Here is a 23,141-nt window from a genome sequence, read left to right as displayed (position 1 = left end):
CTCTATCCGTAACTTTTAAATCAGTCTTCCAAAACTGTGGAGAATAAGGGAGTCGAACCCTTGACCTCCTGCGTGCAAGGCAGGCGCTCTAGCCAGCTGAGCTAATTCCCCCTCTAGTTGCTGTTGGCTATTTGCTTCTGGCTTCTGGCATTTTTGCCATCAGCTATAAGCTATTTGCCAGCCGCTTTAATTAGTAGTCTCGGGCAGGCTCGAACTGCCGACCTCTACATTATCAGTGTAGCGCTCTAACCAGCTGAGCTACGAGACTTTATATGAGTTATGGGGATGAGTAAGTAAGTTATACTTTTCCTCTTCTTCATTTCTCAATCTCTTTCCCTATACTAATTTCTAGTGGGTGTTGTATTTTTTATATAACCAACCAAACAAAAAACTAAAGCTTTACTTTGAAGTAAGTGCATGGTACATTTAAGTACCTTTGTTTTTTTATCGTCTTACGACGCTCTAAAATGAGATGTTCCAGCCGCACCTTCCGGTACGGCTACCTTGTTACGACTTAGCCCTAGTTACCTGTTTTACCCTAGGCAGCTCCTTTTACGGTCACCGACTTCAGGTACCCCAGACTTCCATGGCTTGACGGGCGGTGTGTACAAGGCCCGGGAACGTATTCACCGCGCCATGGCTGATGCGCGATTACTAGCGATTCCAGCTTCATAGAGTCGAGTTGCAGACTCCAATCCGAACTGAGACCAGCTTTCGAGATTTGCATCACGTCACCGTGTAGCTGCCCTCTGTACTGGCCATTGTATTACGTGTGTGGCCCAAGGCGTAAGGGCCGTGATGATTTGACGTCATCCCCACCTTCCTCTCTACTTGCGTAGGCAGTCTCACTAGAGTCCCCAACTTAATGATGGCAACTAGTGACAGGGGTTGCGCTCGTTGCAGGACTTAACCTAACACCTCACGGCACGAGCTGACGACAACCATGCAGCACCTTGAAAAATGTCCGAAGAAAAGTCTATTTCTAAACCTGTCATTTCCCATTTAAGCCTTGGTAAGGTTCCTCGCGTATCATCGAATTAAACCACATAATCCACCGCTTGTGCGGGCCCCCGTCAATTCCTTTGAGTTTCATTCTTGCGAACGTACTCCCCAGGTGGCTAACTTATCACTTTCGCTTAGTCTCTGATTCCGAAAAACCAAAAACGAGTTAGCATCGTTTACGGCGTGGACTACCAGGGTATCTAATCCTGTTCGCTCCCCACGCTTTCGTCCATCAGCGTCAGTTGTTGCTTAGTAACCTGCCTTCGCAATTGGTGTTCTAAGTAATATCTATGCATTTCACCGCTACACTACTTATTCCAGCTACTTCAACAACACTCAAGACCTGCAGTATCAATGGCAGTTTCACAGTTAAGCTGTGAGATTTCACCACTGACTTACAGATCCGCCTACGGACCCTTTAAACCCAATAAATCCGGATAACGCTTGCACCCTCCGTATTACCGCGGCTGCTGGCACGGAGTTAGCCGGTGCTTATTCGTATAGTACCTTCAGCTACCCTCACGAGGGTAGGTTTATCCCTATACAAAAGAAGTTTACAACCCATAGGGCCGTCGTCCTTCACGCGGGATGGCTGGATCAGGCTCTCACCCATTGTCCAATATTCCTCACTGCTGCCTCCCGTAGGAGTCTGGTCCGTGTCTCAGTACCAGTGTGGGGGATCACCCTCTCAGGCCCCCTAAAGATCGTTGACTTGGTGAGCCGTTACCTCACCAACTATCTAATCTTGCGCGTGCCCATCTCTATCCACCGGAGTTTTCAATTTAAAATGATGCCATTCTAAATATTATGGGGTATTAATCTCCCTTTCGAAAGGCTATCCCCCAGATAAAGGCAGGTTGCACACGTGTTCCGCACCCGTACGCCGCTCTCTCATTTCCGAAGAAACAATACCGCTCGGCTTGCATGTGTTAGGCCTCCCGCTAGCGTTCATCCTGAGCCAGGATCAAACTCTCCATTGTATGTTTGTCTGACTCACTCAAAGTTTTTTTACGCTTTAGTTTTTCCTTACTTGGTTGTTATATTGTATGTCAATGATCTTTATATCTTTCGCTTTGTAACGAAGCACTCTCTTCTGTCAGTGGCGCTCCGTATTTGCGAGTGCAAAAGTAAAACTTTATTTCTTAATGACCAAATGTTTTGAAAGAAAATTTTAAAGTTTTTTAAGTAACCTTAATCCCTCTCCTAAACCTCAATCACTCTACTCCTGCGCTCCCTTTATTTGGGACTGCAAAGATACAAACTCTTTTTAAACTCGCAACTTTTTTTGATAAAAAAATTAAAGTTTTTTGTCTGCCTCTTAATCCCTCTCCTAAACCTCAATCACTCTACTCCTGCGCTCCCTTTATTTGGGACTGCAAAGATACAAACTCTTTTTAAACTCGCAACTTTTTTTGATAAAAAAATTAAAGTTTTTTGTCTGCCTCTTGTTGAAGTATCATAATGTCTATGCTTATCTAAAAGCTCTCCTGCGCTACTGTATTACTCTCGTTTTTCAGTGGGGCAAAGATAACAACTTATTGCAACGCAAAACAACTTTATTTAACATAAATTTTACACACCCGTAATATTTAACCCTAATACACTGGAACGCAGAGAGAAAAATTTTAAACATTTGTTTGGGAGATTCAAGGGAGCGCTTTGAGGGAGAAGAAATCATGAGTAATGGGGTAATGAAAGATACATTCTATTATATATATATAAGATAAAGGGAAGGTTGGGGGAAAGGTGCAAGGGGAAGCTTTTATAAAACAGGCTCCCTTCGTCTACGCTCAGGATAATAGTGCGTTCTTATGGAATGAGTACTGGTTAACCACAGATCACGCAGATTTGCACAGATGATGATGTATATTTAGTATAGGGTATTTCGGGGGAATTCATAATTCATCATTAACCTCCCCCTAGCCCTGATAGAAATGGGTACCCCGCAGCATGCGTTGGAGAGCAGGCGGATTTGAGAATCGCACAGCCCGGGCGTGAGGAGTATGAATGGATAGCAGGAAATAGCTCCTGAAAAAGATCATCTGTATAATAATGGATATTAAAGCGTATACTATTATATATTATATAGTATGAAAGATATTCTATAAAAATAAATTACCAGTAGCAGCCTTTATTTCCTTTCTACAATGGGTATTTCATTCTTATGATTTACCTTTTCAACTACAACAATAGATGTAATAGTGATAAAAAGCAGCTAACATTTTTTTTGATTTCATACATTTGTAGTGCATTCCGGATTCTAAGGAGTGAAATGAGTTTTATATGACAGACAGAAAATATAAGGAAACGGTTCATACTGATAAAAACCACTACGAATATATTACGATAACACATGACGAAAATAACGTCAGAATTTATACTTTGAAAAATGGGTTGAAAGTTTTTCTTGCTCAAAATTTTGATGCTCCTAGGATACAGACTTTTATTCCTGTAAGAACCGGAAGCAATAATGATCCGTCTGATAATACAGGACTGGCCCATTATCTTGAGCATATGATGTTTAAAGGGACTTCACAAATCGGGACTCAAAACTGGGAAAAGGAAGAAGTACTTCTGGACCAGATCTCAGCGCTGTATGAAGAGCATAAAGCAGAACAGGATCCTGAAAAGAAAAAGGAGATCTATAAAAAAATTGATGAAGTTTCTCAGGAAGCCAGTCAATATGCTATTGCCAATGAATATGACAAAGCCATTTCTTCTTTGGGAGCTACCGGAACGAATGCACATACCTGGTTTGATGAAACAGTATATAAGAACAATATCCCGAACAACGAACTTGAAAAGTGGCTGAAAATAGAAAAAGAAAGATTTTCTGAGATTGTACTTCGTCTTTTTCATACGGAACTGGAATCTGTATATGAAGAGTTCAACAGAGCTCAGGATAATGATACAAGACTTGTAAGCTATGAATTGATGGATGCTCTTTTCCCTACGCATCCTAACGGCCAACAGACAACACTTGGAAGAGCCGAGCATTTGAAAAACCCTTCTATGAAGGCTATTCACAAGTACTTTGATGAGTATTATGTTCCTAATAACTACGCTATGGTGCTGGTTGGTGATCTTGATTTTGAAGAGACCATTCAATTAGTTGATCAATATTTTGGCACCTTGCCTTATAAAGAGCTTCCGCAAAAGACACCGATTATTGAACAACCCATTACAGAAATTGTAACAAGAACAGTGAAAAGCCCTACTACTCCACGCACTCAGTTGGCATGGAGAACAGAAAGCTATGGAACAAGGGACGCTATGCTTGCAGATGTTGTTGCCAATATCCTCAGCAACAGGGGTGAAGCAGGATTACTGGATCTGCATATCAATCAGACTCAAAAAATGCTTTGGGCTCAGGCATTTTCTGTGGGGTTAAGACAATATGGATATTTTTCTATTGTAGCTGTACCTAAGGAAAACCAAACTCTTGAGGAAGCAAAGAACATGGTGCTGGAGGAAATTGAACTGATAAAGAAAGGCGATTTCCCAGACTGGATGCTGCCAGCAATCATTAATGATTTCAAAATTCAGAGAATGAAAGGCCTTGAAACAGCAGAAGGGCTTGCTACCACCCTGTACGATTCTTATATAAAAGGGATAACGTGGGAGCAGGAACTGAATGAGATGGATGAATATACTGCTTTTACGAAGGAAGATATAGTGAATTTTGCCAAGGATTTTTTCAAAGAAAATTATGTTGTTGTCAATAAAGAAAAAGGTGTCAATGACATGTTGATCAGAGTTGAAAATCCAGGTATTACTCCTGTTAAAATCAACAGAGATACTCAGTCTGAGTTTTTAAAAGAGATTTTAATGGATAAGACAGAGGATATTAAGCCGGAATTTATCGACTATCAGAAAGAAATTGCCACTGATCAGCTTAACGGAAAGAAATTAAGTTTTGTAAAGAACAACTATAATGATATTGCACAGCTTCATTTCATTTTTCCTTTTGGAAGTGACAATGACAGAGATTTGGGAATTTCCACTCAGTTGCTGCAATACCTGGGTACGGATACTCTTTCGCCTGAAGATTTAAAAAAGGAATTTTTCAAAATCGGAATCAGCAATGATTTCAAAACCACAAGTAATCAGTTGATCATTTCTCTAAGCGGATTGGAAGAAAATATAGAAAGGGGAATTGCTCTTCTGCAGCACTGGATGCATGATGTAAAACCAGACCAGGAAATCTATAATCAGTTTGTGGGAACTGTACTGGAAAACAGAGAGGCCATTAAGAAAGATAAAAACCGTATTATGACAGCGCTGACCAATTATACAAAATTGGGTGCTCACTCACGTTTTACGGATATTATTTCCCAAGAGGAACTTGAAGGCAGCGATTCTGAAGTTTTCACTGACAGAATAAAAAAGCTTTTCAAATATCCATATCAGGTATTCTTCTATGGTAAAAGCTTTGAAAATTTCAAGGGATATATTGGTCAGTATATAGAAACTGAGAGTCTTCAGATTCCGGAAGCTAAACAATATCCAGAGCCTGCCACCGGAGGAAATGTAAATTTCATCAATTATGATATGGTTCAGATGGAAATGAGCAAAATCGGAAAAGGAAATCTGGTGAATCCACTTCATTTTGGAAAGATCAATGTATTTAACGAATATTTTGGACGGGGATTATCATCAATTGTTTTCCAGGAAATCCGGGAAAGTAAGAGTCTTGCTTACTCTGCTTACGTTTCTTATGCAGCGAACTCGGAACTCAACCATCCGGATTATGTAACGACTTATATCGGAACTCAGCCTGACAAGCTTATGATTGCTGTGGATACGATGAATGAACTGATGAATGAACTTCCTGAAGTGCCTATTCAGTTTGAGAACGCCAGAAATGCTGCTCTGAAACAGATTGCCTCAACAAGGATTACCCGAAATAATATATTTTTCAATACATTAAGATTGAAGAAACTGAATATTTATCATGATTTCAGAAAAGATATTTACAACCAGATTCAGGATCTGAAATTTGAAGATATCAGACATTTTTATCAGACAGAAGTTAAATCCATAGATTTTAACACCGCCATTATCGGTAAAAAAGAAAATCTGAATATGGAAGCAGTCAATAAAATGGGAACATTTAAAGAAGTAAGTCTGAAAGATATTTTCGGACATTAAAAAACAAACCGCCCGATAATTCTATCGGGCGGTTTGTTTTTTATAAATGATCAATGATAATTGATCAGTGATCATTTATAATTCATAATTCTATTACGTCATCATGCAATCCCCGTCCCCGTCCTGATAATTGGGATTAAAATTATTGGGAAGTAATTCTAACAGCTGTTGATGAAACAGATATTCTCTTTTAAAATCACGGTCATAAATAGGGGAAAATACTTTCGATTGTTGTATTGTCTTGTTGAGGCTGGTCTGATAACTTGTAAATCCTTTTACTTTATTGGTAATTATGAAATAATTTAAAAACCTGACAACCTCAGCCAGATCAGAAGTTGAAAAAAGGTAGGGAATTTTAAGGTATCCGTCGCGGAGCTGCAACAGGAAACAAGCCTTGAGTTGATTATTCTGATCGAAAATCTTAATCCAAAAGTATGTAAATGTATCCGCAAAACTTGAAAAGAAATATTTCACGTCTCTTTTTCCTTCCAAAATCCATGGATAATCTATAAAAGTATTGATTTCATCTGCATTCCGTACCCCGGAAAATCCAGTCATAAAATCAGCACTTTCTTTGTCAATACGAGGAAGAACCTCATATTTGAAGTCCGGTTTCTGTACCGGTAAGTTCTTTATTGAGATTAATAAATTGGCGGCAGCATCCAGAGACTGAAAAAGCGGCTTCAAGGGTTGTGTTCCCGGTTTTTTTTCAGGAATCATTTTAGCAGCATCAGTTCTGAAGTAATATCTCTTCCCTTCTTTAGGAAAGACATATTCAAAAACACCCATAATATTATAGAGGGCTTCTGCTTCTTTGGTAAATTCTGTAATGGCAATTCTGCCTTCGTATTCTTCAAAAACCTTTTTCAGTAATGCTTTTGCAGGTCTTCTTTTTCTGTAATCAGGGTTTGCATATAAAGTGCTTAGCCAGGCATAGCGGATTTCCTTTCCATCAATCTCAAAGCAATCCGGGAAACACCCAACATATCCAATAAGTTTTTCTTCAAAGAATGCCAGAATAAGAAGGGTATCTTCCTCTGATGCTTTAGGATTGTGAATATGCGACAATGCACGATGTTTTGTAATAGGAAGAAAATCATACTGCAGAAATGCTCCGGATGATATAAAATCTTCCAGTTCTTTTCTGTTGAATGTTTTCAGCGCTATCATTTTCTCAGAATGGTATTTTTGTTAATCAGTCTTTTCAGTTTGAAGTAAGCCGTTTCTTTTTTCAGTATTTGTTCCCCGCTCTCACCCATTTCCATTGGAATTCTTTGAAAATTTTTCTTTACACTATCCAGTTTTACCCCTGCACATCCAAAACTACAATAGATTTCCTCATTTTTAAAGAGCTCATCAAAAAAGTTTTTCTGAACTTCAAAATCAGTAAACGGAAATGCAAAACTTTCGTAGAGGAAATCATTTTCTTTCAAATAAGCAAAAGTTTTATTCGTAGTTTCCATCTGTTCTTTCAAAGATAAATCTCCATATTTAGGGTGATCCCAGCTGTGAGAAGAGATTCCGAAACCTTTCCTTGTAAGTTCTTTTAGCTCTTCTGTACTTAAATAGGGTTTACATTCTTTTGAATAAGCATTAAAATCCACTTCAAGCTTTTCAGCAAGCCTTTCCAAAATATTTTTCCCCTGATAATTAACCTGTAAAATATTCTTTTGTAAAACACCTTTGTCTGCATGGCTGTCAAGAGAAAATATACGATAAACCTCGGGATTTATAGTTTTATTCTTCTCAACTGCATCTGCAAGAAGGCTGGCTTTGCATCTGAACATCATATCTTTATTATCAATAAAAGCAGGGTTTACGAAATTGCAGGCATAAATTCCCTTTCGTTCCAAAACCGGTGCTACTATATCATAAAATTCTCTGAAACCGTCATCAAAAGTAAGCAGGGCAATTTTTTTCTTAGATTTAAAATCCCCGGACATACACTCTTTAAACTCCTGCCAGTTGACAAACCGGAAATTCTTCGCAAGATGATCAAGATCTTCTTCAAACTGTTTTGTATTCTTATAACGGATCACATGTTTTATATGGGGAAGTTCTCTGTCGGAGACACTGTGATAAAGCGGCAAACAGTAATCCAGCGGAAAAGATTTCCCGATATTACCAGATTCGAAAGCTGCCAAAACATTGATGATCCTGTCTTTCATCTTATTTAAAATAAAAAAGAATCTATTCAAAACTCAGTTTAAATAGATTCTTAAAGGTATAACTTTTAAAAATTATTTTATAATCTTCATTTCATCAACAAGCCACTTTGAGTCAGCAAACTTCTCGATGATGAAAAGGATATATTTTGTATCTACCATGATGTTTCTGCTGAAACGTGGATCATAGTTGATATCACTCATTGTTCCTTCCCACTGTCTGTCAAAATTCAATCCTACAAGATTTCCGTTGGCATCAAGAGCAGGGCTTCCAGAGTTTCCTCCTGTTGTATGGTTTGTTGCAGTGAATCCTACAGGAACATCACCTGTTTTATCTTTATAGTTTCCGAAATCTTTTTTGTTGTAAAGATCAATCAGTTTCTTTGGAACATCAAATTCGTAATCTCCGGGAACATATTTTTCCATTACTCCTGCTAGGTGAGTCTGATATCCGTAAGAAACTGCATCTCTAGGTGTAGATCCTTTTACTTTACCGTACGTTACACGAAGCGTTGAATTCGCATCCGGGAAGAACTTTCTGTCTTTATCCGTCTGCATTTGCTGTGCCATGAACTTTTTCTGTAAAGCATCAATTTTTGCCTGCATTGAGGTATATTGCGGATCTGCAGTTTTCATATATGTTTCTTTCATAGAAACATACAGCTGATAAATAGGATCTTTCTTTAACGTTTTGATCAATTTATCCTGATTAGAAAACGCTTTATCAATATCTGCAGTTAATGTTCCTCCATTCACAGCAGTTCTTCCTGTGATGATAGAGTTTTTAGACATATCTTCTATTACAGGGATATTCGGGCTTTCATCTTTGTATTTGCTGAACCCTGTCGGTAAAAACTGTGGCGCTGTTTTATTAACGTATAAAGCCAATAATTTTGCGGTTACTTTAGCATCAAGCTCTGCACTGTAATCTTTGTAGAAAGAGGTTAATTTTGTTTTTAACTTTGTAAGTTCCTTTTCATCCATTCTACCCGCTTCTACAGAAGCTACGAAGTCATAATAATCACCAGCAAGCTTCAAAGTCTCAGCATTTCTTACCACTTCTGTAAAATAAGCATTGTTTAATGCATAAGGAGCCTGATCATTGTATAGTTTATTCAACTGATCCAATGTATTTTTGATCTCCGGATTTTTAGCCACCAAAGAACCTTCATACATTACTTTCTTTTCTACAGCATTAGATTTTTTCAATCCTTCTACTTCACCGATCCATTTTTTCCAGTAGTTCGCTACAGAAGCATATTTTGAAGCATATTTGATACGTGTTTCATTGTCAGCACGCATTTTTTCGTCTAGTGTTTTTAAAGCAACATCACGTACCGCAATTCTTGCAGGATCAATATCCTTCATGATTTTTTCTACTCCTACCGCAGGAAGATATTCTGTAGTTTTTCCAGGGAAACCGAATACAAAGGTAAAATCGTTTTCGTTTTTATCTTTTATAGAAACAGGTAAATAGTGTTTCGGAACGTAAGGAACATTATCTTTTGAATATTCCGCAGGTCTGTTGTTCTTATCTGCATAGATTCTGAACATAGAGAAATCTCCGGTATGTCTAGGCCAAACCCAGTTGTCTGTATCACTTCCGAATTTTCCGATGCTTTGAGGAGGAGCTCCCACAAGACGGATATCTTTATAAGTTTCGATGGTGTAAGCATAGTATTTGTTTCCATAATACATAGGCTTTACCATGATCGATTGGTAAGATTCAATTTTCTGAGAGTTTTTGTAAACCTCAATATTGTTGTTGATCCTTTTAGTAAGTTCCGGCTCCGTTAGGTTGTCTGTACCTTCTAAAATCTGATCAGTAACTTCTTTTATATCTACAATAAAATCTACTTTTACTCCCGGATTAGGAAGTTCTCCCTGTGTATTTTTTGCCCAGAATCCGTTTGAAAGAAGGTCATTCTGAACGGTAGAATGCGCCTGAATCTGACCGAAACCACAGTGATGATTGGTTAAAAGCAGTCCTTTAGGCGAAATAATTTCCGCAGTACATCCACCGTTAAACTGTACTACCGCATCCTTTATGCTTGGTTTCTGAGGGTTGAAAATATCTTTTGCAGAAATCTTCATTCCCAAATCCTTCATTTCCTTTTCATTCAGCTCAGTAGGAATCCACATTCCGCCATATTGTTGTGCAAATGCCATTGCAGCTGGCAAAAGAAATACAGATAAAAGTATCTTTTTTGTCATAATCAAAATTTTGCCCGAATTTACAAAGAAAAATAAGAATAGGCCTTATAAAACGCGCGGAAAAGTTGTTAAGAAGTAGTTTTTGTAAAATGTAAAAAATAAAATGTATTGATAACAGGGAAAGCAGAAAACTTATTTAGAAATCTATCAATTTAAACCCGGAACCATATACTGACAATTATCGGCCAACAACATTAAACATTAAACATTAAACATTAAACATTAAACATTAAACATTAAACATTAAACATTAAACTCTCCTCCCTCTGGCTTAGTTTTTGTTGATTGGAAGTAACTTTATTATTAAGAAACATACTTAAATCAATTATTATGATGAAAAGCAAAATGCTCATGTTGGGAATGGGAGCCGCTCTGTTCCTTGCCTCATGTTCTAAAAAAGAAGCAACTGAAACAACCGGTACAACCACAGATTCTGCAACAGCTGTTCAACAAGTTACTACAGACAGCATCACTAAAGCTACCCCTACAGCAGCTGGTGACACTTCTGAAAATGCATTGGATTGGGCTGGTACTTATGAAGCAACAATTCCTTGCGCTGACTGTCCGGGTATCAAGACTTCCTTAACATTGAATAATGATAAAACATTCAGTATTTCTGAAGAATATCTTGATAGAAATTCAAAAAATCAGGATAAAGGATCTTTCACATGGGATGCAACAGGAAGTATGATTACTTTAAAAGGAAAAACAGCAAACTATAAATATAAAGTTGGTGAAAATATGCTGTTCCAACTGGATATGGAAGGAAAAGAAATTGACGGCCCCAACAAGGATTTGTATATATTCAAGAAAAAATAAAAATAAAGGCTCAGGCCTTTATTTTTTTACTTTCATATCTTCTAAAACTGATAGGCTCTGATTTTTGGATCGTCTACCAGACGTGTGATTAATTCTTCATGACGGGTATTCTTTCCGGTAAGCCGCCAGATAACGGTTAAACTTTCCGGTGAATACTGCTGCTTAATCATCAGATATTTCAGGTGATGTTCTTTAAATATGTTTTCACAATATTTGATATCCGCAGAACCTGTCACAGCAATTTTATACTCCCTTACTTTATTATAATTATCAATGAAATTCTGAAGGTAAGTTAAAGCACTCAAAATAATCAATACCAAAGCGGTTCCCAGCAGGGAAATATAGACATATCCGGAACCTACCGCCATTCCAATTGAAGCTGTTGCCCAAATGGTGGTTGCAGTAGTAATACCTTCAATTTTATTGTCTCCTTTAAAAATCACTCCTGCTCCCAAAAATCCTATACCGGTAATGATATTGGCTGCAAGACGGTCCGGATTGGCCACACCTATTTTGATGGAAAGAATCGTAAACAGACAGGCTCCGAAACAGACCAGAATAAAGGTTCTGAGTCCGGCAGATTTATTACGGTATTCGCGTTCGGCACCAATGAACAGTCCTAAAATGACAGAAATAAGGATAAGCAGCAATTCATTTTTGACAGCGTAATGGTCCTGAAGAAAATCCATTTTTTATAATTTATAACCTAGAATAAAATTACAATAAAAAAATTATCTCCGGGGTTATCATTGAACTTTGTTTAGGGCAAGAAGATTTTATTTGACTGAAAACTTTCGTAATATTACAGATTAAATGTAAAAGGCAGGTAAAGGAGTTATGAAACCTACATTTTTTTCGACAAAGGAAGAATTCAGAAAGTGGCTTGAGAAGCACCACGAAGGGGAAAAAGAACTGTTGACAGGATTCTACAAAACCGGAAGTGGAAAACCTTCTATGAGCTGGTCTGAATCTGTAGATCAGGCTTTGTGCTTTGGCTGGATAGACGGCGTGAGAAAATCAATAGATCACGAAAGCTATTCTATCCGTTTTACGCCAAGAAAGTCTTCCAGTATCTGGAGCAATATCAATATAAAGAAAGTTGAAGCGCTCACCAAAGCAGGGCTGATGACTCCTGCAGGACAAAAAGCATTTGAACTCAGAAAAGAGAACAAATCCGGAATTTATTCCCATGAAAAAGCAGAAGTTGCTCTTGATCCTGTTTATCAAAAACAGTTTACGGATCATCAGGCTGCCTGGGAATTTTTTGAAAGCCAGGCTCCTTCTTATAAAAAGGTAATTATACACTGGATTATGAGTGCCAAGCAGGAAAAGACAAGGCTTTCACGGCTTGAAAAAGCTATTGATACAAGTAAACAATTAAAAAGATTAGAATAAAAAGATTATTATGGATAAAGAAATTTCACACTTCTGGTTGGGGTATTTCAAGAATGAAGAAGATTTTTATAGTTTCGTAGAAGAAGATGAAAATTATTATATAGAGGAAGAAACCGACGATCAGTATGTTTCAAAATTCGCAGAATCACAGAACATCAAATGGTTTGATGATGACTTCATAGAATATGGCTTTGAGGATGAAAGTCTTGGACTTTACGACAAGTTTGCAGAATATTCTTACGCTGACCAATGGATTCCAATCCTGGAAAGAAAACTGAATGAACTAAGTCTGGATACGCCTGTGAATGCCATCATTTTTGCAACAAGATTTGTGATTCCTAATCCGGTTTCTGTAGAGAATGACGATTATTCGCTGCATTATGTGGGTGAAATAGAATATGATATTTAAAACTGGGATTTTTCCCATTTATAACAAGTGACTTCATTTAGGTATGGAGTCACTTGTTGTTAATAAAAGAAATAGAAGTAATTTAGCATCTGATGAAATTATATTCTACCTTACAAATCGGAGATTATCATATCAACCACTGTGAAGACTATTTGCTTATTAAAAAGATCAATTCTGATAAAATAGTATGTGCTGTAATGGACGGCTGCTCTACAGCGATGGACAGTCATTTTGCTTCGGCACTTTTTGGAAAGCTTTTACGTAAAGTGATCATTGAAACAGGTTATAAATCTTTATATGAAAAAGATATTCAACGCAGTCTAGACGAAGATCTCAAAGAAATAGTTGAAGGCCTATTCAAAGAACTTGTATTTAGTAAAAATCATATGATGCTGGATGAAAAAGAGCTGTTAGCCACTCTTATCATCTTGGTTTATGACAAAGTAAAGGACGAAGGAATAATCTTAGCCATTGGTGACGGCGTTATTTGCGTCAATGGAAAGATAATGGAATTTGATCGTAATAATAAACCTGATTACCTTGCCTATCATCTTCATGAAAACTTTGAAGACTGGTATTCTAATCAATCTCAGAAAATAATTTTTAATGATCCGAATGATATTTCCATTGCGACTGATGGTATTTTGAGCTTTTCAAAAATTAAAAAAACAGATTCTGATGAAATGATCAATTTTGCAGAATATTTGATGATTGACCGCCAAAATAGTGATACTGAAGAAATGCTTAACAGAAAGCTTAAACAGCTGGAGCATCAGTATGGAGTAAAACCTACAGATGATTTGGCTATGATAAGAATGATAAAATAAATCATTTTTTGATTTCAATAATCTGATTACGGAAAGCCGTAAGTAACTTATAGTCATTCAAAATATTTTTGTATATCAAAAATTACAATCATGTCATTAATTAAATGTCCCAAATGTCAAAGTGAATTAAATAGTACTGATATCTTTTGTTCTCAATGCGGTTACTTTATCAAAAATGAGATTAAAGACACTTCAGAAAAAAAAATTTATAAAGCGCCACAAAAAAATAATAATGGATGTGGTATTGCTTTATTCATATTTATAGCATTTCTATTTATTGTATTTCTAATTAAAACCTGCTCTAAACCTGAAAACACATCTCGTTCTACAACCAACTCAGTATCAACTCATCCTTCCAAAGAAGATAGTATTAAGAATAAAGCACGAATCGATAGTATTGATAAACAACAAAAAATTGAGGAAGAGAAGTTTTTAAAAACAAAAGCAGGAAAAATCTATAAAAAACATTCCGAATGGTCTAAGGAAGATTGCATTAAAATCGCTGACCATCGAATTTGGATTGGTATGCATTACGATATGCTCGTATATATGAGGGGAAAACCTAATAATGTAAATACCTCAAATTATGGTGATGGGCAACATTATCAGGCATGCTGGCATGATTATGATCCATCATGTTTTTATTTTGATGAAAGTCAAATTATAACTTCTTATAATTAACATATTTACTAAAAAGGTGAGCTATTTCACTCACCTTTTGTTTCTTTTTAAAACTATAATTTAATTAAAAATTAATGAGCTTCCAGCCAATTGTCTCCTACTCCAATCTCTACTAACAATGGAACCTGTGTTTTTAAGGCATTTTCCATTTCAGTTTTGATGAGTTTTGAAGCGGCTTCAATTTCATCTGCCGGTGATTCAAATATCAATTCGTCATGTACCTGAAGCAGCATTTTTGTTTTTAACTGCTGTTCCATGATTTCTCTGTCTATTTTGATCATCGCAAGCTTTACAACGTCTGCGGCACTTCCCTGAACCGGTGCATTCACAGCATTCCTTTCTGCATGACCTCTTACTACAAAATTGTTGGAATTGATATCTTTCAAGTGACGCTTTCTTCCTAAAATAGTTTCCACATAGCCCATCTGACGTGCCTTATTCACCTGTTCCGCCATGTATTCTTTCAGTTTTGGATAGGTTTCAAAATACGCTTCGATCATCTGTTTGGCTTCTGTACGGGATAATCCAGTCTGCTCTGCCAATGCAAAAGCTCCCTGTCCGTAGATGATACCAAAGTTTACAGTCTTTGCCTGGCTTCTCTGGGTTTTGGAGACTTCTTCCAGAGGAATTTTAAAGAGTTTTGCTGCTGTGGAAGCATGAATATCTTCTCCGTCCTGGAATGCTTTGATCATATTATCTTCTCCTGAAATTTCAGCGATTAAACGAAGTTCAATCTGTGAATAATCGGCAGAAATAATCTTCTTCCCTTCTCCGGAAACAAAGGCTCCACGAATCTGCTGTCCTCTCAAAGTTCGGATCGGGATATTCTGCAGGTTTGGATTTACACTCGCCAGACGGCCTGTAGCAGCTGTCGTCTGTGAGAAATTGGTATGTACTCTGTTATCTTCTTTATCAATCTGCGAAGGCAGCGCATCTACATAGGTTGATTTTAATTTCTGATAGGTTCTGTATTCCAGAATATGCTTAATGATCTCATGTTTTGAACTTAATTTCTGAAGAACATCTTCTGAAGTTGCATATTGTCCTGTCTTTGTTTTTTTGGCTTTCGGATCCAGCTGCATTTTTTCAAACAGAATTTCTCCAAGCTGTTTGGGTGAGTTCATGTTGAATTCTTCCCCTGAAAGTTCAAAAATTGTAGTTTCTAACTGCTTCAGGTCATTTTCAAGATCTATACTTTCCTGTGCCAGCCATTTTTCATCTAGAGAAATACCTGCCAGTTCCATTTTTGCCAAGACTTCCATCAGAGGCATTTCAATATTATAGAAAAGCTCTTCCAGATTTTCTTTTTTCAATTGTGGTGCAAAAAGCTCATACAATTGGAAAGTGATGTCTGCATCTTCTGCTGCATAATCTGTCTGCGTTCTCAGATCTGCATCTCTGAAGCTGCCCTGTTTCTTACCTTTTTTCCCGATGATGGTTTCTATGGATACCGGTTTATAGTTCAGGTATACTTCTGAAAGATAATCCATACCATGTCTTCCGTCCGGATTCAACAGGTAATGGGCGATCATGGTATCAAACATTGCCCCTTTAACAGTAATGTCGTATTGTTTTAAAACTTTATAATCGTATTTCAGATTGTGAGCAATTTTCAGCAGGTCTTCCTTTTCAAAAAACGGCCTGAAAATCTCTAACGTCTGTAACACTTCGGCTCTGTCTTCAGAAAGCGGAATATAATAGGCAAGCCCTTTTTTATAAGAGAAACTCATTCCCACCAATTCTGCTTCCAGTTCGTTTAATGAAGTAGTTTCCGTATCAAAGCAAACAACCTTTTGCTTCAACAGATTATCAACTAATTTTTTCTGGGCTTTCGGATTGTCGATAAACTGATAAAGATGATCGTTCTGCTCAATAGTAGATTTTGTAGAAGTAGCCTGTTCCAGCTCTTCAAAATTGGCAAAAAGATCAAGCTGCATCACCTGTCCTTTCATTTCTGTACCAGCTGGAGTCTGCTTCACTTCCACTTCACTCACAACCACTGTTTCTGTTGGAGCAGATGCAAAAGCTCTGTAAAGGTTTTCGTAAAGTCTTCTGAATTCTATTTCATCAAAAACTTCTTTTACTTTTTCAAAATCCGGCGTTTCCAGATCGTATTGTTCCTGATGGAATTCTACAGGAGCATCACAGATAATGGTTGCTAATTTTTTAGATAAAATGCCACGTTCTGCAGAAGCTTCTACTTTCTCTTTCAGTTTTCCTTTCAGTTGATCAGTATTAGCTAATAAAGTTTCTATATTTCCGAATTCTTTAAGGAACTTCATCGCAGTTTTCTCTCCTACACCTTCCAGTCCGGGGATATTATCTACCGCATCTCCCATCATGGCAAGAAAATCGATAACCTGCTTAGGATCTTCAATCTCATATTTTGCCTTTACCTCATCAACGCCCAGAATTTCAATATCACCACCTTTTAAACCTGGCTTATAAATCTTAATTTTATCTGTAACCAGCTGTGCAAAATCCTTATCCGGCGTTACCATGAAAGTGGTGTACCCTTCTTTTTCTGCTTTGCACGCAATGGTACCTATTACATCATCCGCTTCATATCCTTCTACTCCCAGGCGTGGAATATGCATGGCTTCAAGAATTCTGTGGATGTATGGAACAGCAATTTTAATCGCCTCAGGAGTTTCGCTTCTGTTGGCTTTGTAATCTGAATAGTCATCAGTTCTTACACTAGCCTGTCCTACATCAAAAACTACTGCCAGGTGGGTAGGTTTTTCTCTTCTGATCAATTCGATCAAAGAATTGGTAAAACCAAAGATAGCAGAAGTATCCAGTCCTTTGCTGGTGAGTCTCGGATTCCTGATTAATGCGTAATATCCTCTGAAAATCATCGCATAGGCATCGATGAGAAACAGCCTTTTATCTTGTGTTGCGTCCATATTTTGAATAATGAACAAATATAAGAAAATAGGCGTAAAAGTTGGTAGTCCGGGGAAGGGATTCGGGGCTCAAATGATGAATAGTGAATCGTCAATTTGCTTCGCTCGTGATTTTTTTTTAGCGGTATTTACTTTTGAAGCAATATTCAGCATTTAGCAGGTAGAATTTGTCTGAACATTTTGCTTATTTTTTATATATGGTTATTAATTAGGTCATGGATAAAAAAGAGAAACAGTATACCAATGGTATACTGTTCCTTTTTTTTTACATTGTATTGGATTATTTACCTGGCCATAATCCAGCATATTGAGAAGTACCGTAGTCAATAGTTTCGGCACTTACTACAAAACTGATCAGCATACTGTTGCTGTCTACTGCATCGAAGTCTACTTCGTGCTGGATTACGTATCCATTCTCCCAATTCAAAGTAATTAATGTTCCTTCTTCGTGAGATTTGTTGAATGTAATTTCTCCTTTTGTAGGCTTGTATTTACCGTTTAACAAGCTTTCAAGGATGTCAGATTTTTCAGTAGCTTCTACTGTAACCTTGATTAATGCATTAGAAGGATCTGATGCTACACGTCCTGATACGTCTGTAGATCTTGATACACTGTAATTCATTTTTAACAGTTTCTGTCCTTCTCCTCCGTTGAATTTTAAAATTCCTCTTGAATTTCTTTCTGCCATGATTGTAAATTTTAATCGTTAGTAATAAATTGTTATTCAATAATTATATAACAAAGATAGCTCCCTGGGTTTTGAAAAAAAAGCATTTAAACAGAAATATGAAAAAGTGTAGTAGTTATACGATTTGGTGTAGTAGTTCTACGATTTCATGTCGTAATTCTACGACAAAAGATTTAAAATAAAACATAATATATTATAAATAAATACATTAAATATCATTGGGAAATAAGAAAATTTCACCAATTATTACACCAATAAGAGAAATAAAACGTTAAAAGGGTAACTTACAAGAATCAAAACTGTTTTATTTATTCACTATAAATTTGAATGGGTTGAGACTGGAAAGTATTTATTATTTTATTCCGTTTTTCATTAGCTTGAACTTATATAAAAAAACAGAACAGTAAACTCGATGAGTATACTGTTCTGTACCAATTTTATTTTTACTAAGATGATGAATAGGCTTAATTACTACCTGCTGAAGGCCATAGTCCAGCGTACTGAGAAGTACCGTAGTCAATGGTTTCAGCGCTGATTACGAAGCTGATCAGCATACTGTTGCTGTCTACTGCATCGAAGTCTACTTCGTGCTGGATTACGTATCCGTTTTCCCAGTTCAAAGTGATTAATGTTCCTTCTTCGTGAGACTTGTTGAATGTAATTTCTCCTTTTGTAGGCTTGTATTTACCGTTTAACAAGCTTTCAAGGATGTCAGATTTTTCAGTAGCTTCTACTGTTACTTTGATCAATGCGTTAGAAGGATCTGATGCTACACGTCCTGATACGTCTGTAGATCTGGATACACTGTAATTCATTTTTAACAGCTTTTGTCCTTCTCCTCCGTTGAATTTTAAGATTCCTCTTGAATTTCTTTCTGCCATGATTGTAAATTTTGATCGTTAATATTTTGTGATTCGGTGATTGTTTAGCAAAGATAGAGGCTCTTTATTGCTAAAAAAAACTTTTCAATATAAATCTGAGAAATTGTAGTAGTTCTACGATTTCTTGTCGTAATTCTACGACAATAGATTTAAAAAACACGCTCAAAACATCATCAGTAAAGGATTTCAACATATTGAAAAAGAACAATAAAAACAATAATTTTCCACCTAAGTGAGAAATATTAAGAATCCTTTAATATAAAATTAGCCTTTTTTAACAGATCAGTTATTGCATAAAAAAAACAACCAACTGAACGTTGATTGTTTTTTTATTTGTACTTGAGATTATTTACTGTTGAATACTTGCTCCTTCTTTGATGGAACGAACCAGTATTTTATTTTTTCTGAGCAGGAAATCCGGCATAAGGTCAACAGGAAGATAGAAAGGGCTTTCTCCTTTTCTCTGCAGTTCTTCTACAATACCAGGATTCCACGTAAGGATTTTATCCATGTCTACGTTAAGCTCATCAGCGACAACTTTCAGATTGAATCCGGCGTTGATTTCCGTTTCTGAAAGCGCAGCGGTCATCTCTCTTCTGTTTCCGTCCTCAAAGAAAATTTTGTTGATTCTTGAAGAATTATAGTTACTTAAAACACTCTGAAGTTCTCCTGTAGCATAGCATGCATTGAGGTATTTCTTCACATGGTTAATAGTTTCTCCGGGAAGGTATTTAGAGAATTCGTGATATTGAGAGGAGCCTGCAGCTTCCATCGCTTTGGCAATATTGCCTTCACCGCAGTTATAAGCTGCCACAACGGTTACCCAATTGTTATATTTTTTATAAAGGTTTCCTAATGAGATAACAGCTGTTTTCGTACTTTTATAGACATCGGTACGATTTTGTTCCGTAAGCCCATATTGGTTGGCATGTGCAGTCATCAACTGCCATATACCTACTGCTCCGGCTCCGGAAGTGATATTTCTGTCGAAATGGGACTCTATCAGGGCCAGGTTTCTCAAATGCTTGGGAAGCCCTTTCTGAAGAAGTAACTGTTCAATAAATTCTACAAGATCTTTATTGGCATTAATGATGCCTTTATATTTTCTCACACTGCTTTCTGAAGTATCTGAAGCAGCAAGAAACTGCCCATTTACACTTATAACAGTTCCTAATAATAGTAAGCCTGTAAAAATATTTCTGACAATGGTTTTCATTTTATTTGTATTTATAAGCGAAAAGGTAAATATACTTTTTTTGCCTTTTCGCTTCCTAATTAATCTACTTTCCAGCTTGGTTTTTCTTCGTCATTATTCCAATCAACATGAATGGTCTGGCCGGATTTTACTTCTTCTCTAACAATCATTTTAGAGATCGGTCTTGCAAGCTGTGCACGGATTACTCCTGAGATCTGTCTTGCTCCATACTTGCTGCTGAATCCGCCTAATGCCAGATTTCTTACTGCATCATCACTAATCTTTAAGGTTATTCCCAATCTCGTAAGTGAGGTATGAAGTGATTTCAGCTGAATATTGAAGATTCTTTCTGCAATAGATTCTGTGATCGGTGCAAAAGGAATGATCTCGGTGATTCTTGCTAAAAACTCAGGTCTGAATCGTCCTGAATTGGACATAATCTGCATCAATGAAGATGATTCCGGAATTTTTCCTTCTTCAAACTGTTTTACAATTTCTTCGCTTCCGATATTGGAGGTAAAAAGGATCAATGCATTGCTGAAATCTCCTTCTTTACCCAGTTTATCGTGTACTTTTCCTTCGTCCATAATCTGAAGGAATACGTCAAAAACTGAATGATGGGCTTTTTCAATTTCGTCAAATAAAACAACGGTATAGGGCTGTTGTCTGATTTTATTGACAAGCATACCTCCTTCTTCATATCCTACATATCCCGGAGGCGCTCCGTACAATAAGGCTGCGGAATGTTCTTCTTTAAATTCTGACATATCAAAACGCACCATTGCCTTTTCATCATTGAAAAGTAATTCTGCCATAGATTTTGCCAGCTCTGTTTTACCGGTTCCGGTAGGTCCCAGAAGGAAGAATGATCCAATGGGCTGCCCGGGTTTATTCAACCCGCTTCGGTTTTCAACAATAGCATCGGAAAGGATTTTTAATGCATGATCCTGCCCTACGACTCTGTTCAGAAGAAGTGATTCCATATTCAGGAGTTTTTCTTTTTCCTGAGCCTGGATCTTTCCAATTGGAATATTGGTTTTAGCAGCCATTACAGCGGCAAGTTCAAGTCTGTCTACTTTTTCTCTTTTCTTCGCAGCATGCTGTAGAAGTTCGGCATAGGTATCTTCAATAATCTGCTGAATCTGATCTACCGGCATAGAGTTGTCAATGGCAGGCTGCTCACTCAGCGATCCCCAAAGGATCGGGCTTATTTTATCTCTTAATAAGTTGTAAGTCCAGATCAACTCGTCTGCTTTATCTTTGCTGTCTGCATATTCTTCATTTAAAATAACATCATAGCTTTCTTTCCAGCTGCTGAGTTCTTTTTCTGACAATTCATCAAGCATTTTGATGGCTGCCATTGTTCTGTCTAATAAGTCAATAGCAGCATCGGGTAATTTTTTACCTTTTGCATATCTTTTAGCCAAACGTACACATTCCGGAATTGCGGTTTTTTCGACTTCAATACCATGATGCTTTTTGTAACCTTCAAGCAGTACATCAATCATTTTTACGCAGGTTTTTTCATCCGGCTCATGTACTGTTAATACCTCAAAACGACGATTGAAAGCTTGTTCCGGCTCTATAATTTTTCTGTATTCTTCCTGTGTTGTAGCTCCAATTACGGTGATTTCCCCTCTGGCAAGCTCAGGTTTCAAAAGGTTGGCAACGTTTCCGATGCTTCCTTTGGGGTCTAAAAGGGTATGAATCTCATCAATGAAAAGAATGGCTTTTTCAATTTTCTTACATTCATTGATTACTTTTTTCAGACGGTCTTCAATTTCTCCTTTATAAGAAGTTCCGGCTAGTAATGCTCCCGTGTCCAGTTCTAAAAGAGTTCCGTTTTTAAGCATTTCAGGAACGTTTCCTTTGATAATCTCAGTAGCAAATCCTTCTACCAATGCTGTTTTCCCTACTCCCGGTTCCCCTATAATGATTACATTGGGTTTGCTTCTTCGGCAAAGGATTTCCACCAGCATTCTTAGTTCTTTATCTCTACCAATGATATTTTCAATTTCTCCTTTTCTCGCCTGTGCCGTTCTGTCTACGCAGTAACTTTTAATGGAAGGAAAAGAAGAGTCTGAATAGTCTGAACCATTTGAAAACAATGAAGAGAAATCACCATCTTCTGAAACGGTAAACGGTGTATCTTTTCTATAAAGATTGAATATCTCATGTTCTCTCAACGGAAGTGATTTGAGCTGTTGAAGTGAGAAAACAACCTGTGGTTTTACAATTGCTGTCAAAATACAGATGGGAGTAATCTCATCTAATCCTAATTTTAAACGGATATCATCTGCCTCTTCGATAAGGGTATCTATCGCATCATCCTGACCTACTTCATCGGGAAGATGATTTGTTTTAGGGTATTCTTCAATGCGGACATCTGCCCATTCATAGAAATAGCCGGGATCTTTATCTATACTTTTCAGAAATTCATTAAGTCCGATATCCTTATGCATTAAAGCCTGCAGAATATGCGGGCCTCCATAGGTTCCATTATAATTTTCCTTCGCTATCGACTGAGCAATGTGAAATAGTTGCTTTACGGTTTCGTTGGTTACTAGTACTCCCATTTATAATTTTCTTATATTAATATATTTGCGTTCTGTTTTACTATGCAGATTTGATGGTATTGATCTGTATTTTTCATCCCTGTCTGTCAGAGAATGAAAAGTTCTTCTTTTGTGTAGCTAAAATTAATTATTTTATTCTAAACGAGATAAAGATAGTTAATTCTTCAATTAGAGAAGTAACAACGGTGTTTTTTTGTTTTTAAACCAGATTCTGATGGTTGAATTTTATAAC

15 protein-coding genes, 2 tRNA genes and 1 rRNA gene are annotated in these 23,141 nt (G+C 37.1%); 6 read left to right on the top strand and 12 right to left on the bottom strand.

What is annotated here, in order from left to right:
• Positions 1 to 37: 37 nt before the first annotated feature.
• The 3 genes from CHRYMOREF3P_RS19230 to CHRYMOREF3P_RS19220 form a co-directional block, all read right to left on the bottom strand.
• A tRNA-Ala gene (locus tag CHRYMOREF3P_RS19230) sits at positions 38 to 111 on the bottom strand.
• Positions 112 to 194: 83 nt separating this feature from the next.
• Positions 195 to 268 (bottom strand) — tRNA-Ile (locus tag CHRYMOREF3P_RS19225).
• Positions 269 to 465: 197 nt separating this feature from the next.
• Positions 466 to 1,982, bottom strand: a 16S ribosomal RNA gene (locus tag CHRYMOREF3P_RS19220).
• 1,303 nt (positions 1,983 to 3,285) lie between these two features.
• Between CHRYMOREF3P_RS19220 and CHRYMOREF3P_RS19215 the strand changes: the two genes are divergently transcribed.
• On the top strand, positions 3,286 to 6,153 hold the full coding sequence (locus CHRYMOREF3P_RS19215; RefSeq protein WP_180565274.1) for a M16 family metallopeptidase: 2,868 nt from the start codon (positions 3,286 to 3,288) through the stop codon (positions 6,151 to 6,153).
• 93 nt (positions 6,154 to 6,246) lie between these two features.
• On the opposite strand, the gene CHRYMOREF3P_RS19210 is transcribed toward CHRYMOREF3P_RS19215, so the two are convergent.
• The 3 genes from CHRYMOREF3P_RS19210 to CHRYMOREF3P_RS19200 all read right to left on the bottom strand — a co-directional run bounded on the left by CHRYMOREF3P_RS19210 (position 6,247) and on the right by CHRYMOREF3P_RS19200 (position 10,532).
• Positions 6,247 to 7,323: a GNAT family N-acetyltransferase gene (locus CHRYMOREF3P_RS19210; protein ID WP_077414207.1), complete on the bottom strand. Its 1,077-nt coding sequence runs from the start codon at positions 7,321 to 7,323 to the stop codon at positions 6,247 to 6,249.
• Complete coding sequence (locus tag CHRYMOREF3P_RS19205) at positions 7,320 to 8,321, bottom strand: polysaccharide deacetylase family protein (protein WP_180565273.1); 1,002 nt, start codon at positions 8,319 to 8,321, stop codon at positions 7,320 to 7,322. The genes CHRYMOREF3P_RS19210 and CHRYMOREF3P_RS19205 overlap by 4 nt, the downstream gene beginning before the upstream one ends.
• Before the next feature lie 72 nt (positions 8,322 to 8,393).
• The gene (locus CHRYMOREF3P_RS19200) at positions 8,394 to 10,532 is read right to left on the bottom strand and encodes a S46 family peptidase (protein ID WP_077414201.1); all 2,139 of its coding nucleotides are present in this window, start codon (positions 10,530 to 10,532) and stop codon (positions 8,394 to 8,396) included.
• A 330-nt stretch (positions 10,533 to 10,862) separates the two neighbouring features.
• Between CHRYMOREF3P_RS19200 and CHRYMOREF3P_RS19195 the strand changes: the two genes are divergently transcribed.
• Positions 10,863 to 11,351 (top strand): copper resistance protein NlpE, encoded by a 489-nt coding sequence (locus CHRYMOREF3P_RS19195; protein ID WP_232539066.1) that lies wholly within the window; start codon positions 10,863 to 10,865, stop codon positions 11,349 to 11,351.
• A gap of 41 nt (positions 11,352 to 11,392) precedes the next feature.
• Here the strand turns inward: CHRYMOREF3P_RS19195 and CHRYMOREF3P_RS19190 are convergent, their stop codons facing one another.
• Positions 11,393 to 12,040 (bottom strand): MgtC/SapB family protein, encoded by a 648-nt coding sequence (locus CHRYMOREF3P_RS19190; RefSeq protein WP_077414199.1) that lies wholly within the window; start codon positions 12,038 to 12,040, stop codon positions 11,393 to 11,395.
• A 148-nt stretch (positions 12,041 to 12,188) separates the two neighbouring features.
• Here CHRYMOREF3P_RS19190 and CHRYMOREF3P_RS19185 point away from each other — a divergent pair, with 148 nt between their 5' ends.
• The 4 genes from CHRYMOREF3P_RS19185 to CHRYMOREF3P_RS19170 all read left to right on the top strand — a co-directional run bounded on the left by CHRYMOREF3P_RS19185 (position 12,189) and on the right by CHRYMOREF3P_RS19170 (position 14,663).
• Positions 12,189 to 12,746: a YdeI/OmpD-associated family protein gene (locus CHRYMOREF3P_RS19185; protein WP_077414196.1), complete on the top strand. Its 558-nt coding sequence runs from the start codon at positions 12,189 to 12,191 to the stop codon at positions 12,744 to 12,746.
• A 10-nt stretch (positions 12,747 to 12,756) separates the two neighbouring features.
• Complete coding sequence (locus tag CHRYMOREF3P_RS19180; RefSeq protein ID WP_180565272.1) at positions 12,757 to 13,155, top strand: immunity 22 family protein; 399 nt, start codon at positions 12,757 to 12,759, stop codon at positions 13,153 to 13,155.
• Between the two features lie 92 nt (positions 13,156 to 13,247).
• Positions 13,248 to 13,982 (top strand): protein phosphatase 2C domain-containing protein, encoded by a 735-nt coding sequence (locus CHRYMOREF3P_RS19175; RefSeq protein ID WP_180565271.1) that lies wholly within the window; start codon positions 13,248 to 13,250, stop codon positions 13,980 to 13,982.
• 90 nt (positions 13,983 to 14,072) lie between these two features.
• A complete protein-coding gene (locus CHRYMOREF3P_RS19170; protein ID WP_180565270.1) occupies positions 14,073 to 14,663 on the top strand; it encodes a zinc-ribbon domain-containing protein in 591 nt (196 codons plus the stop codon).
• Positions 14,664 to 14,734: 71 nt separating this feature from the next.
• Here the strand turns inward: CHRYMOREF3P_RS19170 and polA are convergent, their stop codons facing one another.
• The 5 genes from polA to CHRYMOREF3P_RS19145 form a co-directional block, all read right to left on the bottom strand.
• Positions 14,735 to 17,569, bottom strand: a complete 2,835-nt coding sequence (gene polA, locus CHRYMOREF3P_RS19165; protein ID WP_180565269.1) for a DNA polymerase I — start codon at positions 17,567 to 17,569, stop codon at positions 14,735 to 14,737.
• Between the two features lie 280 nt (positions 17,570 to 17,849).
• Positions 17,850 to 18,257: a type VI secretion system tube protein TssD gene (gene tssD, locus CHRYMOREF3P_RS19160; RefSeq protein ID WP_047382792.1), complete on the bottom strand. Its 408-nt coding sequence runs from the start codon at positions 18,255 to 18,257 to the stop codon at positions 17,850 to 17,852.
• Between the two features lie 464 nt (positions 18,258 to 18,721).
• A complete protein-coding gene (tssD, locus tag CHRYMOREF3P_RS19155) occupies positions 18,722 to 19,138 on the bottom strand; it encodes a type VI secretion system tube protein TssD (RefSeq protein WP_077414280.1) in 417 nt (138 codons plus the stop codon).
• A 349-nt stretch (positions 19,139 to 19,487) separates the two neighbouring features.
• Complete coding sequence (locus tag CHRYMOREF3P_RS19150; RefSeq protein WP_077414187.1) at positions 19,488 to 20,354, bottom strand: lytic transglycosylase domain-containing protein; 867 nt, start codon at positions 20,352 to 20,354, stop codon at positions 19,488 to 19,490.
• 59 nt (positions 20,355 to 20,413) lie between these two features.
• Positions 20,414 to 22,909, bottom strand: coding sequence for an ATP-dependent Clp protease ATP-binding subunit (locus CHRYMOREF3P_RS19145; protein ID WP_077414185.1), 2,496 nt, complete (start codon positions 22,907 to 22,909; stop codon positions 20,414 to 20,416).
• Positions 22,910 to 23,141: the final 232 nt, after the last annotated feature.

It is taken from the genome of Chryseobacterium sp. JV274 (assembly GCF_903969135.1).
In the GTDB taxonomy this organism is placed as follows: Bacteria; Bacteroidota; Bacteroidia; order Flavobacteriales; family Weeksellaceae; genus Chryseobacterium.
The sequence above is the reverse complement of the archived record's forward strand: the minus strand, read 5'-3'. Positions and strand labels throughout refer to the sequence as shown.